The sequence below is a fragment of the Achromobacter spanius genome, from assembly GCF_002966795.1.
GTDB lineage: Bacteria > Pseudomonadota > Gammaproteobacteria > Burkholderiales > Burkholderiaceae_B > Achromobacter > Achromobacter spanius_D.
The window spans coordinates 1,949,696-1,967,286 of sequence record NZ_CP023270.1 but is presented as its reverse complement, the minus strand read 5'-3'; the positions used below and the strand labels follow the sequence as shown (position 1 = coordinate 1,967,286).

General features: G+C 66.3%; 14 protein-coding genes. 9 read left to right on the top strand and 5 right to left on the bottom strand.

The window, feature by feature from the left end:
- Positions 1 to 3: 3 nt before the first annotated feature.
- Positions 4 to 2,799: a bifunctional [glutamate--ammonia ligase]-adenylyl-L-tyrosine phosphorylase/[glutamate--ammonia-ligase] adenylyltransferase gene (gene glnE / locus CLM73_RS08850; protein ID WP_105238121.1), complete on the top strand. Its 2,796-nt coding sequence runs from the start codon at positions 4 to 6 to the stop codon at positions 2,797 to 2,799.
- A gap of 48 nt (positions 2,800 to 2,847) precedes the next feature.
- Positions 2,848 to 3,522 carry an epoxyqueuosine reductase QueH gene (locus CLM73_RS08845; protein WP_105238120.1) on the top strand — a complete coding sequence of 225 codons (675 nt, stop codon included), beginning with the start codon at positions 2,848 to 2,850 and terminating at the stop codon, positions 3,520 to 3,522.
- A gap of 114 nt (positions 3,523 to 3,636) precedes the next feature.
- Here CLM73_RS08845 and CLM73_RS08840 read toward each other — a convergent pair whose 3' ends face one another.
- Together CLM73_RS08840 and CLM73_RS08835 are read right to left on the bottom strand one after the other, a co-directional pair.
- The gene (locus CLM73_RS08840; RefSeq protein ID WP_056571545.1) at positions 3,637 to 4,626 is read right to left on the bottom strand and encodes a quinone oxidoreductase family protein; all 990 of its coding nucleotides are present in this window, start codon (positions 4,624 to 4,626) and stop codon (positions 3,637 to 3,639) included.
- Between the two features lie 50 nt (positions 4,627 to 4,676).
- Positions 4,677 to 5,654: a DMT family transporter gene (locus CLM73_RS08835; protein WP_105238119.1), complete on the bottom strand. Its 978-nt coding sequence runs from the start codon at positions 5,652 to 5,654 to the stop codon at positions 4,677 to 4,679.
- A 69-nt stretch (positions 5,655 to 5,723) separates the two neighbouring features.
- On the opposite strand from CLM73_RS08835, the gene CLM73_RS08830 reads away from it, so the two are divergent.
- The 5 genes from CLM73_RS08830 to CLM73_RS08810 all read left to right on the top strand — a co-directional run bounded on the left by CLM73_RS08830 (position 5,724) and on the right by CLM73_RS08810 (position 11,503).
- A complete protein-coding gene (locus CLM73_RS08830) occupies positions 5,724 to 6,611 on the top strand; it encodes a DMT family transporter (protein WP_105241435.1) in 888 nt (295 codons plus the stop codon).
- A gap of 31 nt (positions 6,612 to 6,642) precedes the next feature.
- On the top strand, positions 6,643 to 7,167 hold the full coding sequence (locus CLM73_RS08825; protein WP_105241434.1) for a MarR family winged helix-turn-helix transcriptional regulator: 525 nt from the start codon (positions 6,643 to 6,645) through the stop codon (positions 7,165 to 7,167).
- A gap of 95 nt (positions 7,168 to 7,262) precedes the next feature.
- Complete coding sequence (locus CLM73_RS08820) at positions 7,263 to 8,678, top strand: efflux transporter outer membrane subunit (protein ID WP_105238118.1); 1,416 nt, start codon at positions 7,263 to 7,265, stop codon at positions 8,676 to 8,678.
- A gap of 21 nt (positions 8,679 to 8,699) precedes the next feature.
- Positions 8,700 to 9,893 (top strand): efflux RND transporter periplasmic adaptor subunit, encoded by a 1,194-nt coding sequence (locus CLM73_RS08815; protein WP_105238117.1) that lies wholly within the window; start codon positions 8,700 to 8,702, stop codon positions 9,891 to 9,893.
- Complete coding sequence (locus CLM73_RS08810; protein ID WP_234015833.1) at positions 9,890 to 11,503, top strand: DHA2 family efflux MFS transporter permease subunit; 1,614 nt, start codon at positions 9,890 to 9,892, stop codon at positions 11,501 to 11,503. Before CLM73_RS08815 ends, CLM73_RS08810 begins: the two co-directional genes overlap by 4 nt.
- A gap of 93 nt (positions 11,504 to 11,596) precedes the next feature.
- On the opposite strand, the gene CLM73_RS08805 is transcribed toward CLM73_RS08810, so the two are convergent.
- The 3 genes from CLM73_RS08805 to CLM73_RS08795 all read right to left on the bottom strand — a co-directional run bounded on the left by CLM73_RS08805 (position 11,597) and on the right by CLM73_RS08795 (position 15,318).
- Entirely contained in the window at positions 11,597 to 12,556 is a 960-nt protein-coding gene (locus tag CLM73_RS08805) for a hypothetical protein (RefSeq protein WP_105238116.1), read from the bottom strand.
- A gap of 32 nt (positions 12,557 to 12,588) precedes the next feature.
- Positions 12,589 to 13,656 carry a tartrate dehydrogenase gene (locus tag CLM73_RS08800; RefSeq protein ID WP_105241432.1) on the bottom strand — a complete coding sequence of 356 codons (1,068 nt, stop codon included), beginning with the start codon at positions 13,654 to 13,656 and terminating at the stop codon, positions 12,589 to 12,591.
- 123 nt (positions 13,657 to 13,779) lie between these two features.
- Positions 13,780 to 15,318, bottom strand: coding sequence for a helicase HerA-like C-terminal domain-containing protein (locus CLM73_RS08795; RefSeq protein ID WP_105238115.1), 1,539 nt, complete (start codon positions 15,316 to 15,318; stop codon positions 13,780 to 13,782).
- Positions 15,319 to 15,477: 159 nt separating this feature from the next.
- On the opposite strand from CLM73_RS08795, the gene CLM73_RS08790 reads away from it, so the two are divergent.
- Together CLM73_RS08790 and purD are read left to right on the top strand one after the other, a co-directional pair.
- On the top strand, positions 15,478 to 16,209 hold the full coding sequence (locus CLM73_RS08790; protein ID WP_056571568.1) for a YebC/PmpR family DNA-binding transcriptional regulator: 732 nt from the start codon (positions 15,478 to 15,480) through the stop codon (positions 16,207 to 16,209).
- Between the two features lie 63 nt (positions 16,210 to 16,272).
- The gene (gene purD / locus CLM73_RS08785; RefSeq protein WP_105238114.1) at positions 16,273 to 17,580 is read left to right on the top strand and encodes a phosphoribosylamine--glycine ligase; all 1,308 of its coding nucleotides are present in this window, start codon (positions 16,273 to 16,275) and stop codon (positions 17,578 to 17,580) included.
- Positions 17,581 to 17,591: the final 11 nt, after the last annotated feature.

Below are 17,591 nucleotides of genomic sequence, written 5' to 3'. Positions count from 1 at the left end.
ACCATGTCGAAACCATCTTTGCTTGCCCCCGCCCTCGCCTGGTCCGGCCATCTGCGCCGCCGCCTGGACGCCCACCCGGACCTGGCCGCCTGGTTGGACGAGGCCGTGAAACACCCCGTGACACCGGAGCTGTTGGCGCAGTGGCAGAATGAACTGGCCGGCACGGCCTCGGACGCCTCCGCCGCCCTGCCGGTGGACGTCTGCCGCATGGTGCTGCGCAAGCTGCGCGAGCGCGTGTTCAGCGTGCTGATCGTGCGCGATCTGACCGGGCAAGCGCCGCTTGAAGAAGTGGTGGGCGCCATGACCACGCTGGCGGACATGGCGGTGGCCGCCGCCTATCGCAGCGTGGCGGCCGAACTGGCGTCCGTGCACGGCGTTCCGCGTGACCCCGCCACCGGCAAGCCGCAGGAGATGCTGATCGTCGGCATGGGCAAGCTGGGCGGCTGCGAGCTGAACGTCTCGTCCGACATCGACCTCATCATGCTGTACGGCGAGGAAGGCGAAACCGACGGTCCCCGCCGCATCAGCCACCACGAGTTCTATGGCCGACTGACCCGCCGCATGATGCCGGTGCTGTCCGAGGTCGACGCCAACGGTCAGGTGTTCCGCACCGACCTGCGCCTGCGTCCCGATGGCGACTCCGGCCCGTTGGCCTGGAGCCTGGACGCCCTGGAGCATTACCTGATCGGCCAGGGCCGCGAATGGGAACGCTATGCGTGGCTGAAGGCGCGCCTGATGCCCGCGCAGGCATTTGAAGACAGCGACAGCGCGGCGCAGGCCAGGCAGCTCGAAAGCCTGCGTGTGCCCTTCGTCTACCGCAAGTACTTCGATTTTGACGCGCTGGCCGCGCTGCGCGCGCTGCGCGAGCGCATCCGCCAGGACTGGCAGCGCCGCGCGTCGGCGCGCAACGGCATCGACAGCGCCAACAACATCAAGCTGGGCGACGGCGGCATCCGCGAGATCGAGTTCGTGGTGCAGCTTGCGCAATTGATCCGCGGCGGCCGCATGCCGGCGCTGCAAAAGCGCGGCTTGCTGGAAGCGCTGCATGCCGAATGCGTGGCGGGTCTGGTCCCCGAGGACGACGCCCGCCGGCTGGAAGACGCCTACCGCTTCCTGCGCCGCACCGAACACGCGCTGCAGTACCGTGAAGACGAGCAGACCCACCTCTTGCCCGGCGACCCCGACCTGCGCGCCGCCCTGGCCGCGGCGCTGGGGCTGACGCCCGAAGACTTCGAAAGCACGTTGGCCGCGCACCGCACGTTTGTGTCGCAGACCTTCCGCAACGTGTTCCGCATGGTCGGCATGGGCGAGGAAGAAGCCGCGCCCACCGCAACGTCGGACGCCACCGCGGACGCCGCGCCGTCCAGCCAGGACGAGCCCGACAGCGAAAGCGAACTGAGCGATCAGATCCGCCAGGCGTTCGGCAACGACGCGGACGACCTCTTGCGCCGCGCCCAGACGCTGTCCGGCAGCCACCGCGTGCGCAGCCTGCCCGAAAGCAGCCGCCGCCGCATGGAGATCCTGCTGCCTGCAGCGCTGCGCGCCGCGCTGCAGACGCCGGCGCCGCATGAGGCCGCCGTCCGCCTCTTCGACCTGATCGAAAAGATTGCGCAGCGCAGCGCGTACCTGGCCCTGCTGGCCGAGTACCCCGACACGCTCGCCCGCGTGGCGCGCATGGTGGCCGCCAGCCCGTGGGCCGCGCAGTATCTGACCCAGCACCCGCTGCTGCTCGACAGCCTGATCGACTGGCGCACGCTTTTCGAGCCGCTGGACTTCGGCCAGATCGCCCGGCAGCTGACCGCGGACCTGGACGCCTGCCGCCTTCCGGATGGCGACCCGGACGTCGAACGCCAGATGAACCTGATGCGCGATGTGCAGCGCCAGGCCAGCTTCCAATTGCTCGCTCAGGATCTGGAGGGCGAGCTCACCGTCGAAAAGCTGGCCGACCAGTTGTCGGCGCTGGCCGACCTGCTGCTTACCGAAACCATCCGCCGCGCGTGGCCGCTCGTGAACAAGATCCCGGGCGCCGAACCGCACTTTGCCGTCATCGCGTACGGCAAGCTGGGCGGCAAGGAGCTGGGCTATGCGTCCGACCTGGACCTGGTGTTTCTCTTTGACGACCCGCGCGACGACGCCGCGGAGGTCTACGCCAAGCTGGGCCGGCGCATGTCGTCCTGGCTGTCGACCATGACGTCCTCGGGCCGGCTGTACGAGACCGACCTGCGCCTGCGGCCCGACGGCGACGCGGGGCTGCTGGCCGTGTCGCTCGAGGCCTTCGAGCAATACCAGCACAAGCACGCCTGGGCGTGGGAACACCAGGCGCTGACCCGGGCGCGTTTTGCCGCCGGCGACGCCAGCCTGGGCGACCGTTTCGAGAAGATCCGCGAGGACATCCTGGTGGCGCCCCGCGACACGGCCGCGCTGCGCAACGAGGTGCTGGCCATGCGCGAGAAGATCAACGCCGGCCATCCCAACACGTCGGACCGCTTTGACTTGAAGCACGATCGCGGCGGCATGGTCGATGTGGAGTTCGTGACGCAGTACCTGGTGCTGTGCCACGCGCGCACGCACCCGGTGCTGGTGCGCAACCTGGGCAACATCGCGCTGCTGCGCCTGGCCGCCGAAGCCGGGCTGATCCCGCCGGACCTCGCGGCGAGGTCCGGCGACGCCTACCGCACGCTGCGGCGCGTCCAGCACCAGTTGCGCCTGCAGGGGGTGGAAAAGGCCCGCGTGGGGCCCGACCAGCTCCAGGCAGAACGGGCCGCGGTCCGCGAACTCTGGACGACGGTGCTGGGCTGATGGCAACTCGTCGTAAAATAAGGGTTTTTCCGCTTTTGTCTGCCCGCCATGTCTGAACTCGTCCGCCCCAAACTCGACCTGCCCGCCGGCCGCAGCAAGGTGCTGATGCATTCGTGCTGCGCCCCCTGTTCCGGCGAAGTCATGGAGGCCATGACGGCCTCCGGGATCGATTACGCGATCTACTTCTACAACCCGAACATCCATCCGGTCAAAGAGTACGAAATCCGCAAGCAGGAGAACATCCGCTTTGCCGAGCAGCACGGCATCGAATTCATCGACGCCGACTACGACATGGACAACTGGTTTGACCGCGTCAAGGGCATGGAAGACGCGCCCGAGCGCGGCGAGCGCTGCACGGCCTGCTTCGACATGCGGTTTGAGCGCACCGCGCTCTACGCCCACGAGCATGGCTTTGACACCATCACCAGCTCGCTCGGGATCTCGCGCTGGAAGGACATGAATCAGATCAACGGCTGCGGCGAACGCGCCGCGGCGCGCTACGACGACCTGATCTACTGGACCTACAACTGGCGCAAGGGCGGCGGTTCGGCGCGCATGATCGAAATCAGCAAGCGCGAGAACTTCTACCAGCAGGAATACTGCGGCTGCGTCTATTCGCTGCGCGACACCAATCGCCATCGCCGCTCGCAGGGCCGCGAACGCATCCACATCGGCGTCAAGTTCTACGGCAAGGAAGACCTGATCAACGAGGAAAATCTCTGATCAGCGGGCGGCGCGCTCCGCGCCGGCCATAAAAAAGCCTGGCAGTCCGCGCATCGCGCGTCCTCCAGGCCCGCTGCGGCGCCCCACGGGGCGCCGCAATGCTTTCTAAAGCGATCAGTCCAGCGTCAGCACCGTCGCGCCCGTCGTCTTGCGCGAAGCCAGCGCCGTTTGCGCTTCGCCCGCCTGCTCCAGCGTGTAGCGCTGGTCGATGCGGACCTTGATCTTCTTCTTGAGCACCAGATCGAACAGCTCTTCGGAAGCCGACTGCAGCTTTTCCAGCGTGTTCACGTGGATGCCCAGCGAGGGGCGCGTCACGTACAGGCTGCCCTTCTGGTTCAGGACGGCCAGGTTCACACCCGCCACCGGACCGGACGCATTGCCAAAGCTGACCATCAAACCGCGCGGCTCGATGCAGTCCAGCGAGGTTTCCCACGTGTCCTTGCCCACGCCGTCATACACCACGGGCACCTTCTTGCCGCCCGTCAGTTCCAGCACGCGCTCGACCACGTTTTCACGCGAATAATCAATGGTTTCCCACGCGCCGTTCTCGCGCGCCAGCGCCGCCTTTTCGGGGCTGGACACCGTGCCGATGAGCTTGACGCCCAGCGCCTTGGCCCATTGGCATGCGATCAGTCCGACGCCGCCGGCCGCGGCATGGAACAGGATGGTCTCGCCGCCCTGCAGGCGGTAGGTCTGGCGGAACAGGTACTGCACCGTCAGGCCCTTGAGCATCAGGGCAGCCGCCTCGTCGAATTCGATGCCCTTGGGAACCTTGACGACCTGCAGGGCCGGCACGTTGCGGGCCTTGGCGTAGGCGCCGATGGGGCTTTGGCCGTAGGCCACGCGGTCGCCCTTCTTCAGGTGCTTGACGTCAGCGCCCACCGCGGTCACCACGCCGGCGCCCTCGAAACCCAGGCCATGCGGCAGCGGATGCGGATACAAGCCCGTACGGAAATAGATATCGATGAAGTTCAGACCGGCGGCGTGCTGCTCGATCGTGACTTCGTTGGCGGCCGGCGGGGGCACTTCCACCTCAACCAGCTTCAGGACTTCGGGACCACCGTGCTGCTCGATACGAATTGCCTTGACGAGATTGCTGGCCATGCTGGCCTCCTTTCATTGGAAATAATGCGAATTGACCAAAAATGCAGACTTCACCGCGTGGACTGCTTGTCGTCCTGCGCGGGAGGCGTACGCATGGCGCCGCCCCCCATCAACGCAAACACCCCCGCCAGCACCAGGACGGTTCCGCCCATCTGCCACACGGTGATGGGCTCGTCCAGGAACCACGAGGCCAGAAACAGCACTGACACCGGCCCCACCATGCCCAGCAGCGACGCGGTGGGTGCGCCGATCAGCGACACCGCCCACATCAGCATGAACACCGGCACTACCGTGTTCAGCGTGGCGTGAATGATGGAGTAGCCATAGACCGCCGCGGGCTGGATCAGCATCGACGGCGGGTGCACGATGAAGAACTGGATGATGCAGGCCACGCACGACACGAGCATGGCATACGCCACCAGCCGCGTCGGGCCGATCCGCTTGATCAGTTCCCCGGAGCAAATCAGGTACACAGAATAGCTTGCAGCCGAGCCGAAAACGAACAAAGACCCTAACAGGACCTCGCCGCCCCCACCGAAGGACAGGTCGTGCGCAAACACCAGCACCACGCCGGCATACGACAGCACCATGGCCAGCCATTGCCGGCGCTCGATCGGCCGCTTGAACCAAAGGGCCGACAGCAGCACGACGAGCGAGGGAGACAGGAACAGGATCAGGCGTTCGAGGCTGGCGGTGATGTAGCGCAGCCCCAGGAAGTCCAGGAAGCTGGACAGGTAATAGCCCAGGAGGCCAAGCACGCACACCTGCAGGCGTTCCTTGGTGGTCATCACCACGATTTCGCCCCGGGCCGCGCGGCGCGACTGGTGCCACGCCACGACCGCGAAGAACGGCATCGCGAACAGCATTCGAAACGCGATCAGCGTGACCGCGTCGATCCCGTAGCGGTAGGTGAACTTGACGACGATGGCCTTGGCGGAAAAGAGGATCGCGCCAAGCACCGCCATGGCGATCCCGGCGGCGCGGCCGGAGGCCAGCGGGAGCGCCGTAAGCTTGGCAATACGATTCATGCGATGATTTTAAGTTCACCGCAAAAATAATTGCACGCCTTCTCCGATGCAAATCGCTTTCTTCGCAGCATGACCCGACAACGCGCCCTCACTTATATCCATATTGCCGCCGTGCTATTCGGCCTGACCGGCGTGTTCGGCGAACTGATCCAGGCCAGCGCCGCGGTCATCACACTGGGGCGGGCGGCATTCGCGGTCGTGGCGCTGGGCATCTTCGCGCGCATGCGCCGCAAGCCGCTGCTGGGCGTGCTGACCCCGGCGCAGTTGTTCGTACTGGTGATCGCGGGCGCGCTGCTCGCGGCGCATTGGGTCACCTTCTTCATCTCCGTGAAGGTGGGCGGCATTGCCATCGCGACGCTCGGCTTTGCCAGTTTTCCCGCGTTCATCACCCTGTTCGAAGGCCTGATCTTCCGCGAGCGCGTCCGGCTGGCCGAATGGCTGTTGCTGGGCCTGGTGACCGCCGGCCTGGTGCTCGTCACGCCCTCGTTCGACCTGGCCAACCAGGGCACCATCGGGCTGGCGTGGGGCCTGCTGTCCGGCCTGAGCTTTGCCCTGCTCGCCTTGAGCAACCGCCGCTCGGCCTCCGGCATGGACCCGATGCAGGTGGCCTGCTGGCAAAACGTCGTGGTCGCGCTGGTGATGATGCCCTTCGCGGTCGGCCAGTTGCCTGCCCTGCCCGCGCAGGATTGGGTCTGGTTGGCGCTGCTGGGCGTCTTTTGCACCGGGCTGTCGCACTACCTGTTCGTGTCCAGCCTGACCCGGTTGAATGCCCGAAGCGCGGGGCTGGTGATTGCGCTGGAACCGGTCTACGCCATTGCCTTCGCCTGGGTGCTGTTCAGCCAGGAACCGACGCCGCGCATGCTGGCCGGCGGCGCCCTTATCGTGGCCGCCATCGTCTGGTCCGGGGTGCGCAAGCAGGCGCCCGCAGCCGAGCCCACATCAAAGATACAGCCTTGACAATAACTGACTAGGCAGTAAAATGCGCCGCATGACTGCCGCGCCTTCCCTGCCCACGCCCGTACCCGCCGAGTCGCCCGACGCCCCCGTCCATTACCGCAACGACACCCGTTGCATGGCCGAAGACAACGCGGGCTACCTCATCAAGCTGGCCTATCACTCCCTGAACCGGATGCTGGACCAGGAGATGGCGCCGCTTGATCTCACCGCCATGCAATGGCGCCCGCTGGCCATGGTGTTCCTGGGCCGCGCAGACACACCCGCCGAACTGGCGCGGCTCAACGACATGGACACCGGCGCCATGACGCGCGCGCTGGATCGCCTGGAAGCCAAGGGACTCTTGCGCCGCAACCGCAGCCAGGAAGACCGCCGCGTCGTCAAGATCGAACTCACCGAACTGGGCGAGGCCAAGGCACGCGAAATCCCCGCCAACATTGCCCGCGCGCTCAATCATCATCTGCGCGGCTTTTCGACTGACGAGGTCACCCAGCTCATGCACTTCATGCGGCGGATGATCGCAAACGGGTCCGCCTCCGGCTCCTCGGCCGACCGCTGACCCTCACGCCCCGTGCTGGAGCCGGGGTTTTTATTTGGCATAATCGTTGCCTAGGCAAATACAGATTAATCAATTACTTTCAGCTAACAGTCAGGATGAAACGCCTTTTATCTACCGCATTGGTGCTGGCCCTCACCGGTTGCGCGCTGATGGAGCCGGCGCCCAAGCCCGTCGCCGCGCTTGATGCCGCCAAGCTCGGGCTGACCGGTCAAGCCACCGAATGGCCCGCCGCGCAATGGTGGGAACGCTACGGCGACCCGCAACTGAACGCGCTGATGACCGAAGCGCTGGCCAACAGTCCCTCGATGAGCGCCGCGCAGGCGCGCCTGGCCAAGGCCAACGCCGCCGTCGGTATCGCGCGCGCCCCGCTGCTGCCGCGCGTGGACGCGGGCTACACCCTCAACCGCGAGCACCTGTCCAAGGACTACATCTACCCGGCGCCGCTGGGCGGCTCTGTCGTCAGCGACAACCGGCTGGCATTGGATTTCAGCTACGAGCTGGATTTCTGGGGCAAGAACCGTTCGCGCCTGCAGTCCGCGGTGTCGCAGCAGGAAGCCGCCAGCGCCGACGCGCAAGCCGCGCGCAACCTGCTCGCCAGCGCCACCGTGCGCGCCTACCTGAACCTGCAGAACGCGTTCGCCCAGCGCGACGTGCTGAACCGCGTGATTGCGCAGCGCGCCGAAGTCCTGTCGCTGACCCAGGGCCGCTACTCGGCCGGGCTGGACACGCAGGTCGAGGTCAAGCAGGCCGAGTCGTCGCTGGCCTCCGGCAAGGTCGAACTGACCCAGACCGACACCACGCTCGCCCAACTGCGTAACCAGGTCGCCGCGCTGGCCGGCGCCGGCCCGCAGCGCGGACAGGATCTGGTTCAGGTGTCGCTGACCGCACCGGCCGGCGCCGTTCCGGCCAGCGTGCCGCTCGACCTGCTCGGGCACCGTCCCGATGTCACGGCCGCCCGCTGGCGCGCCGAGGCGGCGCGCCACGCCATCGACGCGGCCAAGGCCGAGTTCTATCCCAATGTGAACCTGGCCGCGTTCGTCGGCTTTCAGGCGATTGGCACCGGCAACCTGCTGGGCGCCGACGCCCGCATGGCCGGCATCGGTCCGGCCGTCACGCTGCCCATCTTCCACGGCGGCGAGCTCAACGCCAATCTGGCGGGCCGCCGCGCCGACGCGGACCTGGCGGTGTCGGACTACAACCAGACCGTGCTGGACGCCGCGCATCAGGTCGCCGACGCGCTGGACGGCCTGCGCCTGCTGGACCAGGAAAAGACCCAGCAACGCCAGGCGCGCGAAGCCATCGAGGCCGCCTATGCGCTGGCCGTCGACCGCTACAAGGCGGGCATGGGCAACTACATCACCGTGCTGATCGCGCAGACCGGCGTGCTGACGCAGGCCCGTCTTGATACCGACCTGCGCATCCGCGCCTATCAGCTCGACGCCAACCTCGCCACCGCCTTGGGCGGCGGCTACGCGCCGCAGGCCGAGCCTGCCCCGAACTCCATTCATTGAACGATCCCGGATTCAGACGTCATGAACGCTGCCACTCCCACCACCCATCCCGCCCGTAAACGCCTCCTGTTGACGGCGACCGGGGTTTTCATCGTTGCCGGCATTGCCTACGGCATCTGGTGGGCGCTCTTCGGCGCCCATTTCGAAAGCACCGACGACGCCTACGTGCACGGCAACCTGGTGCAGATCACGCCGCAGGTGCCCGGCACCGTGGTCGCCATCGAAGCCGATGACACCGAAACCGTCACCGCCGGCCAGCCGCTGGTCCGCCTCGATCCCGCCGACACCGATATCGCCCTCCAGCAGGCGCAAGCCAAGCTGGCGCAGACGGTGCGCCAGGTGCAGACCTACTACGTGCAGAACGATGCGCTGGCGGCCGACGTCGACCTGCGCAATGCCGACATCCTGCGCGCCCAGGCCGAGCTGACCCGCGCGCAGAGCGACGTGAAGCGCCGCCAGCAATTGGCCAAGTCGGGCGGCGTGAGCGGCGAGGAAATTCTGCACGCCGAGGTCGCGCTCAAGTCCGCGCAGTCCGGCGTCGCGCAAGCCAAGGCGGCGCTGGCCGCCGCGCAGGCCAAGCTGGCGACCAACCAGGCGCTGACGCAAGGCACCTCGGTCGCCGATCACCCCGACGTGCGCCAGGCGGCGGCCGAGCTGCGCAATGCCTGGCTCGCGCAGTCGCGCACCGTGCTGCCCGCCCCCGTGGGCGGCGTGATCGCACGCCGCAGCGCGCAGGTCGGCCAGCGCGTCGCCCCCGGCGCCGCCCTGATGACCGTCGTGCCGCTCGATCAGGTCTGGGTCGAGGCCAACTTCAAGGAAGGCCAACTGCGCAAGATGCGCATTGGCCAGCCGGTCAAGATGGTGGCCGATCTGTACGGCAGCTCGGTCACCTACCACGGCACCGTCGCCGGCCTGGACGCCGGCACGGGCAGCGCCTTCGCCCTGCTTCCCGCCCAGAACGCCACCGGCAACTGGATCAAGGTCGTGCAGCGCGTCCCCGTGCGCATCACGCTGGACCCCGAAGACCTCAAGCAGCATCCGCTGCGCGTGGGTCTGTCGATGGACGTTGAAGTCGACGTGGGCAAGGACGACGGCGCTCCGCTGACGCAAGTGGCGCGCAAGGAACCCGCCTGGTCGACCCGCGCCTTCGAGCCCGCCCACCATGAAGTCGACGCCATGATCGCAAAGATCATCGCCGCCAACGTCGCATCATGAGCACCGCCGCCCAGCCCGCGGGCGCAGGCGCGCCCCCAGACGCCGCCCGCCCGCCGGGCGCGCATCCGCCGCTGGAGGGCGCGACCCGCATCATCGGGTCCATCGCCCTGTCGACCGCGGTCTTCATGAACGTGCTGGACACCTCCATCGCGAACGTGTCCATCCCCACCATCTCCGGCGACCTGGGCGTGAGCACCAGCCAGGGCACGTGGGTCATCACGTCGTTCGCGGTGGCCAACGCCATCACCGTGCCGCTGACCGGCTGGCTGACGCAGCGCTTCGGCCAGGTGCGCCTGTTTCTGATCTCCACGCTGCTCTTCGTGCTGGCGTCCTGGCTGTGCGGCTTCTCTCCCTCTCTTGAAGCGCTGATCGCTTTCCGGGTGCTGCAAGGCGCTGTCGCCGGCCCGATGATTCCGCTGTCGCAGACGCTGATGCTGGCCAGCTTCCCGAAGTCCAAGGCGGGCATGGCGCTGGCCGTCTGGTCCATGACAACGCTTGTGGCCCCGGTTGCCGGCCCGCTGCTCGGCGGCTGGATCTCCGACAACTACACCTGGCCCTGGATCTTCTACATCAACGTGCCGGTGGGCCTCCTGGCCGCCTGGATCAGCTGGCGCATCTACGGCAACCGCGAATCCGTCACGCGCAAGCTGCCGATCGACAAGCTCGGTCTCATCCTGCTCGTGGTCTGGGTGGGCGCGCTGCAGATCATGCTGGACAAGGGCAAGGAACTGGACTGGTTCGCCAGCCCCACCATCATCGCGCTGGCGGCGATCGCCTTCGTGGCCTTCGTGTTCTTCCTGATCTGGGAGCTGACCGACGCGCACCCGGTCGTGGACCTGCGCCTCTTCAAGGTCCGCAATTTCACGGTGGGCGCGCTGACGCTGGCCGTGGCCTATGGTGTCTTCTTTGGCAACGTGGTGCTGCTGCCGCTCTGGCTGCAGAGCAACATGGGCTACACGGCGACCTACGCGGGCCTTGTGACCGCGCCGGTCGGACTGCTGGCGATCCTGCTCACCCCCATCGTGGGCAAGATGCTGGCCACGCGCGATCCCAGGCAGATCGTGACGGTCGCCTTCCTGATCTTCGCGCTGGTCTGCTTCATGCGCGCGGGCTTCAACACCCAGACGGACGTGCGCACGCTGATGATTCCGACCATCATCCAGGGCGCGGCAATGGCGGCGTTCTTCGTGCCGCTTACGTCGATCACGCTGTCCAGCATGGAGCCTTGGCGCATTCCGGCCGCGTCGGGTCTGTCGAACTTCCTGCGGCTGACGGCGGGCGCATTCGGCACGTCGATTTCCACGACGCTATGGGAAAACCGCGCAACCCTGCATCACGCGCAACTGACCGAGATTGCCCGGCCCGGCCAGCAGGCGTTCGACCAGACCATGAATACCCTGCAGAACGGGCTGGGCGTCTCGCATCAACAGGCGCTCACCGTGGTAGACGGACTGATCAACGCGCAGGCCTTCACGATGTCGGCGACGGACGTGTTCTACGCGTCCGCAGTCATCTTCCTGCTGCTGACGGGCCTGGTCTGGTTTGCACGGCCGCGGGCGTCCAAGGCGGGAGGCGGCGGCGCGGCGGAAGCGGCGGCCGGCGCGCACTGATACGGTCGGCATCGGCAAAAGCACAAGGCGCCTCGCGGCGCCTTGTTTTTCTGGATATGCACTTGTTGACCAAGCTGCGTCTGGACAGGCGGATCAGTCCTTAAGCAGTGTGCGCCAGTCCTTGCGTTCGATGATGTCGGCCGACAGCGCGCTGACCGGAGACAGGTTGAACACGGACACCCCGCGCGCGCGCCAGAGCGGCGATGCAAAGCGGAAAGACGGCTCGATGAAACGCGGAAAGTTGCGCGTCAGACGGCTGGTCTGCGGCTTGCCACCCTCGTTGTAGAAACGCAATCCGCCCTGCACGGTCAAATCCAGCCCGTGCAGGAAGACCTCGCGCGCCCCGCCGGACGTCAGGACCTGAAGGGCCGCATAGGCCACGGTATCGGCATCGAATACCCCCAACGAGGCATCGAAGCTGTAGCCCAGCCCCTGCTTGGCGTCCAAAAGCTCGACGTCAGCGGAAGCCGCCGCAATGCGCTTGAGTACCGCCGGCGCGACGCTGCGCTCGTATGCGCGCTTGGATATCAGCTCGATGATGCAAATGCGGCATCGGATATGTTCCTGCGGGATGCCTTGCATGATGTAGCGCAGCACCTCGGGAAACACATACAACGTCAGGTCCCGCGCGACGATCTCGCGCACCAGGTCGATGCGGTCGCGCACGAAGTTCTGGTCGATGATGCAGTAATACTTGAACTGCAGATCGAACTTGCGCGACAGCGCGATGGCGCCATTGACGCCCATCGCCACGCCGATATTCATCCGGTCATAGGGAATCTCGGCGATCGACGGGCCGCTCAGGATCAGATGCACCACCTTGTCGGCGGGGTCGTAGCCTTGCGACAGCGGCGTGACGGGCAGGGAACGACCAAAGGCGCGATACCCGCTGATCGCGCCCTCCTTGTCCCGCCAGATGCGGACGAACGGCCACAGGTGCTGATTGTGACGCTGCGTGCGCGAGCGCAGCATGCGAAAGAGCTTGCGCACGAAGCGGTCGGCCCGCCCGCCGCCCACGTGATCGGAGGGGGGAGAAATAATCGAGTCGTTCATCTACTAACCGGACAGGCCTGCCGCCAACACAATCAACCGGCTCGAACCAGCGCAGCGATCGCGTCGCCGACCTCGGCCGTTGAAGCGTTGCCTTTCATATCCCTCGTCCGCGGACCTTCGGCCAGCACGGTTTCGATCGCCTTGACCACGGCGGCCGACGCGTCGGGATACCCCAAGAAATCCAGCATCAATGCCCCGCTCCAGATCTGACCGATGGGGTTGGCGATGCCCTTGCCATAAATGTCCGGCGCCGACCCATGCACCGGTTCAAAGAGCGACGGAAACTTGCGTTCCGGGTTGAGGTTCGCGGACGGCGCGATACCGATGGTGCCCGTGCATGCCGGTCCCAGATCGGACAGGATGTCGCCGAACAGGTTGGATGCCACCACGACATCGAACCAGTCCGGGTGCTGGACGAAGTGCGCGCACAGGATGTCGATGTGATATTTGTCCCAGCGCACGTCGGGGTAGTTCGCGGCCATGTCGGCCACGCGCTCGTCCCACCAGGGCATCGAAATGGAAATGCCATTGGACTTGGTGGCGGCGGTCAGGTGCTTGCCGCGCTTTTGCGCCAGTTCAAACGCAAACTTCAGCACGCGCTCGGCGCCGATGCGCGTGAAAACGCTTTCCTGGATGACCACTTCGCGATCGGTGCCCTCGAACAGGCGGCCGCCGCTATTGGAGTATTCGCCCTCGGTGTTCTCGCGCACGATGAAGAAATCGATCTCGCCGGGCTTGCGGTCGGCCAGCGGCGACGGCACGCCAGGCATCAGACGCACCGGACGCAGATTGATGTACTGATCGAATTCGCGGCGGAACTTGAACAGCGAGCCCCACAAGGCCTCATGGTCCGGCACCGTGGCGGGCCAGCCGATCGAACCGAAGAAAATGGCCTCATGCTGGCCGATCTGGTCCTTCCAGTCGTCCGGCATCATCTTGCCGTGCTTGGCGTAGTAGTCGCAGCTCCAGTCGAAATGGTCCCATTGGAACTCGATTCCGAACCGCGTCGCCACGGCATCCAGCACCTTCAAACCTTCCGGCACGACTTCCTTGCCGATTCCGTCTCCTGGGAGCACCGCAATCTTGTGTTTCTTAGCCACCATGTCTTCCTTTGGTTTTCATTGATACACCGCCCGCAATGTTAGGCATAAATGGGCGCAACACAATACCCCCGTCCCCCGAACGGACGGATCAGCCGATTCACCGCTTTGCGCCGATAAGGCTTAGCGCCGGCCCTTCGATCCCAGCAGCGACCCCAGAATTCCGCGCGTGAGTTCCCGCGCGATGGAGCGGGCCGAGCTTTTCGCGATGGTCTGCACCACGCCATCGCGTTTGCCGCCGCGCGGTCCGGTCGACCCGAACAGCACGTCCTTCAGGCTGTCCATCAGCCCGCCGCTATCGTCGGCAGGCGGCTCGGACGTCTTGGCGGACGGCTGCCCGGACCGGGCCGGCGCATCCTTGGCCACCTGGGGGTCCGCCGGCGCCGCCGCGCGGCCCGCCAGGATTTCGTAGGCCGACTCCCGGTCGACGGCCTTCTCATATTTGGGCGCCAGGGCATTGCCCTGACGCAGCGCCTGCCGCTCGGCGTCCGTCGCCGGCCCGATACGGCTGCCCGGCGGCACGATGTAGGCCCGCTCGGTCGGCATCGGCCGCCCCTTGGCGTCAAGCAGCGACACCAGCGCCTCGCCCACGCCCAGTTCGGTGATCGCGGCCTCGATGTCCAGGCCGGGATTGGGGCGCATGGTCTGCGCGGCGGTCTTGACGGCCTTCTGATCGCGCGGCGTGAACGCCCGCAGCGCATGCTGGACGCGATTGCCCAACTGGCCCAGCACGGTGTCCGGGATATCCAGCGGATTCTGCGTCACGAAGTAAACGCCCACGCCCTTGGAGCGCACCAGGCGCACGACCTGTTCGATCTTGGTCAGGAGCGCCTGCGGCGCGTCGTTGAACAGCAGGTGGGCCTCGTCAAAGAAGAACACCAGCTTGGGCTGGTCCATGTCTCCCACCTCGGGCAGCTTTTCGTACAGGTCGGCCAACAGCCACAGCAGGAAGATGGCATACAGGCGCGGCGCCTGCATCAGCTTGTCGGCCGCCAGCACATTGACGATGCCGCGGCCCTGCGCGTCGGTGCGCATCAGGTCGGCGACGTCCAGCATCGGCTCGCCAAAGAACTTTTCCGCACCTTGCGATTCCAGCGCCAGCAAGCCGCGCTGGATGGCGCCGACGCTGGCCGAGGACACATTGCCGTAACGCGTCTTGAGCTCGCCCGCCCGGTCGGCGACGTCCTGGAGCATCGCCCGCAGATCCTTCAGGTCCAGGAGCAGCTGTCCTTCGTCGTCCGCCACCTTGAAAACCAGGGTCAGGACGCCTTCCTGCGTGTCGTTCAGTTCCAGGATGCGCGAGAGCAGCAGCGGCCCCATATCGGTGATGGTGGCCCGCACCGGCAGCCCATGCTCGCCAAAGACATCCCACAGCGCGACCGGGCTGGCGCCCCACGCCGGCTCGGGCAGGCCCAGGTTCTGCAGGCGTTCCTGCAGCTTGGGGCTGGACACGCCCGCCTGCGAAATGCCGGTCAGGTCGCCTTTGACGTCCGCCATGAACACGGGCGTGCCGATCCGGGAAAAGGATTCGGCCAGCACCTGCAGCGTGACAGTCTTGCCCGTGCCGGTGGCCCCCGTGATGCAACCGTGGCGGTTGGCCAGGGCCGGCAGCAGCGCCAACTCGGTCTGCGCGTTCTTGGCGATGACAAGGGGGTTGGGCATGGGCGGCTCCGGACCAGGGATCAGATGGATGCCCAAGTGTAGAGCCTGCCGCCCGCCTTGTGCGCGTGGCTATATGGACACAAGCATCCCTCTTGCCGGACGGGACAGCCGCCGGCACGGTAAAATGCCGTCTTTGCAGACACATTTTCCTGGGAAGCCATGGCCGGACACAGCAAATGGGCCAATATTCAGCACCGCAAAGGGCGCCAAGACGCCAAGCGCGGAAAGCTCTGGACCAAGATCATTCGTGAAATCACAGTGGCGGCGCGCGCCGGCGGCCCCGACCCGGACAGCAACCCTCGTTTGCGCATGGCCTGGGACAAGGCCACCGACGCCAACATGCCCAAGGACAACATCCAGCGCGCCATCCAGCGTGGCGCGGGCGGCGCCGACGGCGAGGCCTACGAAGAAGTCCGCTACGAAGGCTACGGCATCGGCGGCGCGGCGGTCATCGTCGACTGCATGACCGACAACCGCACCCGCACCGTCGCCGAAGTCCGCCACGCCTTCTCCAAGAACGGCGGCAACCTTGGCCAGGAAGGCTCCGTCGCCTTCATGTTCAAGCACTGCGGCCAATTCGTGTTCGCCCCCGGCACCCCTGAAGACAAGGTCATGGAAGCCGCCCTCGATGCTGGCGCCGAAGACGTCACCACCGACGAAGAAGGCGTGATCGAAGTCGTCTGCGCCCCGTCCGATTACGCGGCCGTGCGCAAGGCATTCGACGAGGCCGGCCTGAAGGCCGAAGTCGACGGCATCGTCATGAAGGCCCTGAACGAAACCGAACTCGCCGGCGACGACGCCGCCAAGATGCAGAAACTGCTCGACGCCCTGGAAAACCTGGACGACGTGCAGGAAGTCTATACGACCGTCATTTTCGACGAAGCGCAGTAACTCTCCCTTTCCTGGCGCGCCAGCGGCTCTGTCCGCCAGCGCGCCTCTTCAGACTCACGCAACATGAAACTCCTGGTAATTGGCTCGGGCGGCCGCGAACATGCCCTCGCCTGGCGGCTCGCCCGCTCCCCGCGCGTGCACAAGGTGTACGTCGCTCCGGGCAACGGCGGCACGCAACGGGCCGAGCAGATGGAGAACATCCCGCTCACCAATGCCGAGGAACTGGCCGATTTCGTCCAGCGCGAGGGGATCGCCCTGACGGTCGTGGGCCCCGAGGCGCCCCTGGCCGCCGGTGTCGTCGACGTCTTCCGCGCCCGTGGCCTGAAGATCTTCGGCCCCACCAAGGCCGCCGCGCAGCTTGAAAGCTCCAAGGATTACGCCAAGGCCTTCATGGTCCGGCACAACATCCCGACCGCGCGCTACGAAACCTTCACCGACCCGGCCAAGGCGCACGCCTACATCGACCAGGAAGGCGCGCCCATCGTCATCAAGGCCGACGGCCTGGCCGCCGGCAAGGGCGTCGTGGTTGCCGCCACCCTCGAAGAAGCGCACGCCGCCGTCGACGCCATGCTGGGCGACGGCTCCATGGGCGATGCCGGCGCACGCGTCGTCATCGAAGAATGCCTGATCGGCGAAGAAGCCAGCTTCATCGTCATGTGCGATGGCCGCAATGTGCTCGCCCTGGCCACCAGCCAGGACCACAAGCGCCTGCAGGACGGCGACCGCGGTCCCAACACGGGCGGCATGGGCGCCTACTCGCCCGCCCCCATCGTCACGCCTGAACTCCATCACCGCATCATGCGCGAAATCATCCTGCCCACCGTGCAGGGCATGACGCGCGACGGCATCCCGTACACGGGCTTCCTGTACGCCGGCCTGATGATCGCCCCGGGCGACGACCCCGACCGCGAAATCAAGACGCTGGAATTCAACTGCCGCATGGGCGACCCCGAAACCCAGCCCATCATGATGCGCGTCAAGAGCGACCTGCTGGACGCACTCGAACACGCCGTCGAAGGCACGCTCGACCAGGCCGACATCGTCTGGGACCGCCGCACCGCCCTGGGCGCCGTGCTGGCCGCCCACAACTACCCCAACACGCCGCGCACCGGCGACGTCATCCGCGGCCTGCCCGCCGATGCCGAAGACTGCATGGTCTTTCACGCCGCCACCCAACTGGACGGTGACGAAACCAAGACCACCGGCGGCCGCGTGCTGTGCGTCACCGCCCTGGGCGATTCCGTCAAGATGGCGCGCGATCGTGTCTACGAAGCCATCGACCGCATCCACTTCGATGGCCGCCAGTACCGCTCCGACATCGGCTGGCGCGCGCTCAAGCCGTCGCAGCAAAAGCCCAAGTCCAACACGTAACCGGAACCGCC

Coding starts and splice junctions, on each gene's coding strand:
- CLM73_RS08790 (WP_056571568.1), top strand. CDS start 15,478: ATGGCCGGACACAGCAAATGGGCCAATATTCAGCACCGCAAAGGGCGC.
- CLM73_RS08820 (WP_105238118.1), top strand. CDS start 7,263: ATGAAACGCCTTTTATCTACCGCATTGGTGCTGGCCCTCACCGGTTGC.
- CLM73_RS08830 (WP_105241435.1), top strand. CDS start 5,724: ATGACCCGACAACGCGCCCTCACTTATATCCATATTGCCGCCGTGCTA.
- CLM73_RS08815 (WP_105238117.1), top strand. CDS start 8,700: ATGAACGCTGCCACTCCCACCACCCATCCCGCCCGTAAACGCCTCCTG.
- CLM73_RS08805 (WP_105238116.1), bottom strand. CDS start 12,556: ATGAACGACTCGATTATTTCTCCCCCCTCCGATCACGTGGGCGGCGGG.
- glnE (WP_105238121.1), top strand. CDS start 4: ATGTCGAAACCATCTTTGCTTGCCCCCGCCCTCGCCTGGTCCGGCCAT.
- CLM73_RS08835 (WP_105238119.1), bottom strand. CDS start 5,654: ATGAATCGTATTGCCAAGCTTACGGCGCTCCCGCTGGCCTCCGGCCGC.
- CLM73_RS08825 (WP_105241434.1), top strand. CDS start 6,643: ATGACTGCCGCGCCTTCCCTGCCCACGCCCGTACCCGCCGAGTCGCCC.
- CLM73_RS08795 (WP_105238115.1), bottom strand. CDS start 15,318: ATGCCCAACCCCCTTGTCATCGCCAAGAACGCGCAGACCGAGTTGGCG.
- CLM73_RS08810 (WP_234015833.1), top strand. CDS start 9,890: ATGAGCACCGCCGCCCAGCCCGCGGGCGCAGGCGCGCCCCCAGACGCC.
- CLM73_RS08840 (WP_056571545.1), bottom strand. CDS start 4,626: ATGGCCAGCAATCTCGTCAAGGCAATTCGTATCGAGCAGCACGGTGGT.
- purD (WP_105238114.1), top strand. CDS start 16,273: ATGAAACTCCTGGTAATTGGCTCGGGCGGCCGCGAACATGCCCTCGCC.
- CLM73_RS08845 (WP_105238120.1), top strand. CDS start 2,848: ATGTCTGAACTCGTCCGCCCCAAACTCGACCTGCCCGCCGGCCGCAGC.